The sequence below is a fragment of the Oceanisphaera sp. genome (assembly GCF_048268965.1).
GTDB lineage: Bacteria > Pseudomonadota > Gammaproteobacteria > Enterobacterales > Aeromonadaceae > Oceanimonas.
In genome coordinates this window covers 67769-74381 of record NZ_JBLWUK010000016.1, presented here as the reverse complement: position 1 = coordinate 74381, position 6613 = coordinate 67769, and the positions used below count along the sequence as shown (strand labels likewise).

5 protein-coding genes are annotated in these 6613 nt (G+C 54.0%); 2 read left to right on the top strand and 3 right to left on the bottom strand.

Translation table 11 applies throughout. The features are described from left to right. Positions 1-304: 304 nt before the first annotated feature. From hemG to ACN0VL_RS09170, 3 genes are read right to left on the bottom strand one after another with little or no spacing between them, the layout of a single operon-like run. The gene (hemG, locus tag ACN0VL_RS09180; protein ID WP_417616651.1) at positions 305-835 is read right to left on the bottom strand and encodes a menaquinone-dependent protoporphyrinogen IX dehydrogenase; all 531 of its coding nucleotides are present in this window, start codon (positions 833-835) and stop codon (positions 305-307) included. 9 nt (positions 836-844) lie between these two features. Further along, entirely contained in the window at positions 845-2302 is a 1458-nt protein-coding gene (locus ACN0VL_RS09175) for a TrkH family potassium uptake protein (protein ID WP_417616649.1), read from the bottom strand. A 23-nt stretch (positions 2303-2325) separates the two neighbouring features. After that, positions 2326-2955 carry a YigZ family protein gene (locus tag ACN0VL_RS09170; RefSeq protein WP_417616647.1) on the bottom strand — a complete coding sequence of 210 codons (630 nt, stop codon included), beginning with the start codon at positions 2953-2955 and terminating at the stop codon, positions 2326-2328. A 276-nt stretch (positions 2956-3231) separates the two neighbouring features. Between ACN0VL_RS09170 and fadB the strand changes: the two genes are divergently transcribed. Then, complete coding sequence (gene fadB, locus ACN0VL_RS09165; RefSeq protein ID WP_417616645.1) at positions 3232-5376, top strand: fatty acid oxidation complex subunit alpha FadB; 2145 nt, start codon at positions 3232-3234, stop codon at positions 5374-5376. A 21-nt stretch (positions 5377-5397) separates the two neighbouring features. After that, positions 5398-6573 carry an acetyl-CoA C-acyltransferase FadA gene (fadA, locus tag ACN0VL_RS09160; RefSeq protein WP_417616643.1) on the top strand — a complete coding sequence of 392 codons (1176 nt, stop codon included), beginning with the start codon at positions 5398-5400 and terminating at the stop codon, positions 6571-6573. Positions 6574-6613: the final 40 nt, after the last annotated feature.

Below are 6613 nucleotides of genomic sequence, written 5' to 3'. Positions count from 1 at the left end.
ACATTGAAAAACAATATTTTTTGTTCTCAACGACCTGCGAGTGCCCACACAGTTTGCTTGATAAGTTGTTAAAGAGCATGGCCTTATTTCAGACCAGGGAAACGTATTCTACGCTTTCCTTTCAATTCGTCAAGCAGTAATTAACTTTTCTGCTTGTGACCGTTGGCGTGTTGCCCCGTGTCAGTGGATGCGCATTATAGAGAGCAGGAGATTTAGCGCAAGGAGTTTTTGCCAATTTTATTAAAAAAAGCCACTTCGTACGAAAATTGAGCTGAAACTGCCTTTTTACTACGCTTTCCTGCCCTTACTGGTATTTATGACGCGCTACACGCTGGGCAAACTCTTTTACCTTGCTCCAGTCGGTAAATTCCAGATCCTGGCTGGTATCCGTGCTGCCACCGGTCATTTTCATGATCATCTGGATAAGACGGGTTTGCCACCAGGTGTATTCGCTATATTTCAACGCACCGGCAAACACCCCTATCGTTCTCGGTCGCCAGCGGGACTTGGCCAGAAACTTCTTTATATAGGCATTGTTTTCGGGAACGGCTTTTTCCGGCTTGCGCGCGGTCAAGCAGACACAGAAGAAACCGGCATCGGCCGCCGCCAGCTGTTCACTGTGAATATTAATGAAGTTGTAGAGATCGGAGTGAAAGTTGCCATAGCGAATAGAAGCACCAATCAGTACCTTGTCATACTTGCTCAGGTTTTTTCGGACTGGGCCATGCAAATCCGCCAGCTCCACATCATAACCGGTAAACTCACTTTGCATCGCCTCGATAATCTTTTTTGTCTGACCATTGCGAGATGAATAAAGTACCAACAGTTTTTCCATAAACTCCTCTTAGCTACGCCAGAACGCTGGCGTAAACAGTACCAGCAAGGTGAAAATTTCAAGACGTCCGAACAACATGGCCAGGATCATGATCCATTTGGCAACGTCGGAAGTAGTACCAAAATTGGCTGCGACGTCACCCAAGCCGGGGCCCAGATTATTCAAGGTGGCCACGACGGCGGTGAAGGCCGTCAACTCATTCATGCCGGTCGCCAATAGCGCCAACATACACAGCACAAAAACCAGGGCATAAGCAGCAAAAAAGCCCCATACCGCCTCTACCACTTTATCAGCTAATGCTTTATTGCCAAGCTTAATCCGATAAACCGCTCTGGGGTGGATCAAACGCTTTAATTCACGCATGCCCTGCAAGTTTAGCAGCATGATGCGCACTACTTTCATACCACCGCCAGTACTGCCGGCGCAACCACCGATAAAAGAGGCGATCATCAGTAAGACCGGGAGAAATAACGGCCACTCGGAAAAACCGGTAGTACTAAAGCCCGCCGTGGTGGCAATTGAAACCGCCTGAAACAACGACTGATCCAAGGCTTGCCAGGGACTGCTGTAAACCTGATGGGTTAACAAGGCCGACATGCAAATCAAGGTCAGGACGATTTGTATCCCAATAAAGACTTTTACCTCGGGGTCGAAGCGATACACAGATAGCTTGAGTCCGCGATTGGCAAACGCGGCGAAGTGCAGGCTGAAGTTGACGCCGGCAATCAGCAGAAACACCACTATGATGAGGTTGATAGTCGGGCTATTGAAATGGCCAACACTGGCATCGTAGGTAGAGAAGCCACCTATCGCGATAGTGGAAAAGGAATGGCAAATAGCGTCGAACATGTTCATGCCCGCCAACCACAGTAGCAAGGCGCAACAAATGGTCAGTACCAAATAGATATACCACAGGGTTTTGGCGGTTTCCGCTATGCGAGGCGCCACCTTGTTGTCTTTTACCGGACCGGGGATTTCGGCGCGAAACAACTGCATGCCGCCAATGCCCAGAATAGGCAAAATGGCCACCGCCAATACGATAATGCCCATGCCACCCAGCCACTGCAGCATCTGCCGATAGAACAGAATCGCTTTAGGCAGGTTGTCCAGGCCACTGATCACGGTGGCCCCGGTGGTGGTAAGGCCAGAAAAAGACTCAAAGAAGGCTTCAGCCACCGTCATATCCGGCTCGGCACTGAGCATGAAAGGAATGGCCCCCACGCTGCCCAGCACAGTCCAGAACAACACCACAATAAGAAAGCCTTCTTTTGATCTCAGTTCTTTATTATGGGTACGGTTGGGAAACCACAACGCCAGGCCCAGGCACAGACAAATCACGAAGGCACTGAAGAAATCGAGGCCGGCCCCATCTCGATAGATGTAAGCCACCAGGGCGGGTGCCAGCATGGTGACGCTGAACAGGGCCACCAGAATGCCCACTATGCGGATAATTGTGCGTATATGCATGGTACTTCCAATATACAACTAACTCAGCCAGTACCCGATTCCACCGGTCTGGCCACCACTCGTCCCTGACTGCGATCCAGCAGTTGGCGACAAAATTCAGGCATAACGCGCGCCTCCACCAATATGATGCCCGTTACTTCGGCACCATAATCAACCTGTTGCCAATGCCCCTGATACTCACCGAGCAAAAACTCCAGTAACGCCATATCGCTGTAATCGATGTGGACACCCAGTTCAGCCATGATACGCCGCTCTACGGTTTCCAGTTGCGTGAGCGCCGCCGACAGCGTGCCGCCGTAAGCGCGCACCAGGCCACCGGTACCCAGCTTGATACCGCCAAAGTAGCGCACCACCACGGCGGTAATTTCACCAATCCCCGACCCCTGCAGCTGCGCCAGCATGGGTTTACCTGCCGTACCCGAGGGCTCGCCATCGTCGTTAAAACCCAGCACGCGGGAGTCGCTCGGCATGCCGGCCACAAAAGCCCAGCAATGGTGCCCGGCCGCCGGCTCCCTGACTCGCACCGAGTCTATAAATTCTTTGGCGGCTGATGCATCCGGAGTATGAGCCAAATAGGCAATAAAGCGGCTTTTTTTAATCTCCTGTTGCCAGACCAAAGGCGTGGCAGGTATCAGATAGGGAGACATATTCATGGTATTTAACTCCCAAACAAGGCAAAACCACCGGATAGGGTTAATTCAACCTTATCGACAGGCTTCGAAAAACAGCCCGACATTGTTGCTGAATCAACGAGGGATGTCATCTTTTGCGCATGGTTAGCGGTGCTTGATGAGTGATAAAAAACAGCAAACAAGAATTAAAACATTTGTTTAAATCAGGTGTTGAACTCTGTTGTTTTTCTGTTCATAGTTATTCCATCCCTGCTCGCCAGTATCGGAGCAGCCCAAGGGAACTAAGGAGACATGAGCATGATCTACCAAGGCGAAGCCCTCTCGGTAACTGTAGTAGAAGGCGGTATTGCTAAACTCTGTTTTAACAGTAAAGGCAGTGTTAACAAGCTGGACCGTGCCACCCTGGCCTCTCTGGAGCACGCCGTGAGTGCTCTGGAGCAACATGCAGACATAACAGGGCTGATGCTGACCAGTGATAAAGACGCCTTTATTGTCGGCGCCGATATCACCGAGTTTCTGGAAATGTTCGACTTGCCAGCAGCCACCCTGAACGACTGGCTGTATCAAGCGAACCGCATTTTCAATCGTATCGAAGACCTGCCCTACCCCACGGTGGCCCTGGTGCGGGGCTACGCCCTGGGCGGTGGCTGCGAATGTATTCTGGCTACCGATTTTCGTATTGGCGATACCAGCGCTCGCATCGGCTTGCCGGAAACCAAACTTGGCCTGATGCCGGGCTTTGGCGGTACGGTACGACTGCCACGGCTGATTGGTGCCGATAATGCCATGGAGTGGATCACCACAGGTCAGGACAATAAAGCCGACGCCTGTCTGGCCTTGGGGGTACTGGATGCCGTGGTCGATACCGAGCTGCTCGAGGCCTCGGCCATACAACTGCTGAAAGACGCCGCCCTGGGCAAGCAAGACTGGCAGGCGAAGCGCGCACAAAAAATGGCACCGCTAACGCTGGACAAGCTGGAAGCCGCCATGAGCTTCAATACCGCCAAAGGCATGGTCGCCGCCAAGGCGGGTCCGCATTACCCTGCCCCCATGATGGCGGTAAACACCATAGAGGCAGCAGCCGGCTTAAGCCGAGCAGAGGCATTGGAGATTGAACAACAAAACTTCATCAAGCTGACACAAACCTCGGTCGCCCGCGCCCTGGTGGGAATTTTCCTTAACGATCAACTTATCAAGAGCAAAGCCAAACAAGCCGCCAAGGCAGCATTCCCCACCAAGAAAGCAGGGGTGCTGGGTGCGGGTATCATGGGCGGCGGCATTGCCTATCAGTCGGCGGTTAAAGGCATACCGGCGGTCATGAAGGACATCAACGATCAGGCACTGACGCTCGGCATGACAGAAGCCGGCAAGCTGCTGAACAAACAGCTGGAGCGCGGCAAAATCAATGGCCAAAAGCTCGCCCAGGTGCTGGCCAGCATCACCCCGACCCTCAGCTATGACGGATTAAAGGGCGTTGATACCCTAGTCGAAGCCGTGGTGGAAAACCCCAAAATTAAGAGTCAGGTGCTCGCCGAGGTGGAAGCTCAGGTGGCGGACGATACCGTGATTGCCTCCAATACCTCGACCATTCCCATTTCTACCCTGGCCAAGAGCCTCAAGCATCCCGAGCGCTTCTGTGGCATGCACTTTTTTAACCCCGTGCACCGCATGCCATTGGTGGAAATTATTCGTGGCCAGCAAACCAGCGATGACACCATCAACAAGGTCGTCGCTTATGCGGCTGCCATGGGCAAGTCGCCCATAGTGGTCAACGACTGCCCGGGCTTCTTCGTTAACCGTGTGCTGTTTCCCTATTTCTTTGGCTTTAACCAGCTGGTGGCCGACGGTGCCGACTTTGTTCAGGTCGACAGGGTCATGGAGAAAAAATTCGGTTGGCCCATGGGTCCGGCCTATCTGCTGGATGTCGTCGGCATAGATACCGGCCACCATGCGGCGGCGGTCATGGCCGAGGGCTTCCCCGAGCGCATGAGCAAGACCGGCAAAGATGCCATCGATGTGATGTATGAGCGGCAGCGCTTTGGCCAGAAAAACGGTAAAGGCTTTTATGCTTATAGCCAAGACAAAAAAGGCAAGCTGAAGAAAGACGCGGATCCAGAAAGCCATCAGCTGTTGGCGGCGGTGGCCGGTCAGCCCGTTGAGCTGGAACCAGACGATATTATTGCACGCATGATGATCCCCATGATTAACGAAGTGGTGCTGTGTCTGGAAGAAGGCATTATCGACTCTCCGGCAGAAGCCGATATGGCGCTGGTGTATGGCATCGGCTTTCCGCCCTTCCATGGTGGCGTATTCCGCTACCTCGACAACATGGGCCTGGCCGCTTATGTGGCACTGGCCGATAAGTTCGCCCACCTGGGGCCGCTCTATCAAGTCAGTGACGGTTTGCGCCAAATGGCCGCAGATAACACTACTTTCTACTGATTGGCGCAAGGAGACCACAGCATGAACAAGGCATTAAACGAGGTCGTCATTGTTGACTGTATTCGTACCCCCATGGGTTGTTCCAAGGGCGGCGCCTTTCGTCACGTGCGAGCCGAAGATTTATCCGCTCACCTGATGCAGGGCCTGCTGGCTCGCAATCCGGCTCTGCCCGCCAGCGAGATTGAAGATGTGTACTGGGGCTGTGTGCAGCAAACCCTGGAGCAGGGCTTTAATATTGCCCGCAACGCCGCCCTGTTAGCCGGCCTGCCCAAGCAGGTGGCAGCGGTGACCGTTAACCGGCTGTGCGGCTCATCCATGCAGGCGCTGCACGATGCCAGCCGTGCCATCATGGTCGGCGATGGTGATGTATTCATGATTGGCGGTGTGGAACACATGGGGCACGTCCCCATGAATCACGGGGTGGATTTTCACCCCGGGCTCGCGCTCAATGTGGCTAAAGCGTCCGGCATGATGGGTCTGACCGCCGAAATGCTGGGTCGCATGCATCATATCAGCCGCGAACAACAGGACGCTTTCGCCGTCCGCTCCCATCAAAGAGCCTACCAGGCGACTCAAGAAGGTCGCTTTGCCAACGAAATTCTCGCCACCAATGGCCATAGCGCCGATGGCAGCCTGACCCTGTTTGAACACGATGAGGTGATCCGTCCGGAGACCAGCCTGGAGTCACTGGCGCAACTACGACCGGTGTTTGACCCCGTCAATGGTACCGTCACGGCGGGCACCTCATCGGCCCTGTCCGACGGCGCCGCCGCCATGCTGGTGATGTCTGCCGCCAGGGCCAAGGCGTTAGGGTTAACACCCCGCGCACGCATAAAAGCCATGGCCGTGGCAGGCTGCGACCCGGCCATTATGGGTTATGGCCCGGTGCCTGCGGTACACAAGGCCTTGCAGCGTGCCGGGTTGTCGATAGCAGATATCGACTTGTTCGAGCTCAACGAAGCCTTTGCCGCCCAGTCGCTACCGGTATTAAAAGAATTGGGGCTGCTGGAGGTGATGGACGACAAGGTCAACCTTAACGGCGGTGCCATTGCACTTGGTCACCCCCTGGGTTGTTCGGGGGCGCGCATCTCGACTACCTTGCTGAATCTGATGGAAAGCCAAGACGCCACCTTTGGCGTGGCCACCATGTGTATCGGCCTGGGTCAGGGCATAGCGACCGTGTTTGAGCGGGTGTGAGGCTAAAGTAATGTGAAGAGTGAGGGGTAAAGAGTGAAGA

Bases quoted from the DNA above. Each gene is read 5' to 3' on its own strand.
- fadB (WP_417616645.1), top strand. From the start codon at position 3,232: ATGATCTACCAAGGCGAAGCCCTCTCGGTAACTGTAGTAGAAGGCGGT.
- ACN0VL_RS09170 (WP_417616647.1), bottom strand. From the start codon at position 2,955: ATGAATATGTCTCCCTATCTGATACCTGCCACGCCTTTGGTCTGGCAA.
- ACN0VL_RS09175 (WP_417616649.1), bottom strand. From the start codon at position 2,302: ATGCATATACGCACAATTATCCGCATAGTGGGCATTCTGGTGGCCCTG.
- fadA (WP_417616643.1), top strand. From the start codon at position 5,398: ATGAACAAGGCATTAAACGAGGTCGTCATTGTTGACTGTATTCGTACC.
- hemG (WP_417616651.1), bottom strand. From the start codon at position 835: ATGGAAAAACTGTTGGTACTTTATTCATCTCGCAATGGTCAGACAAAA.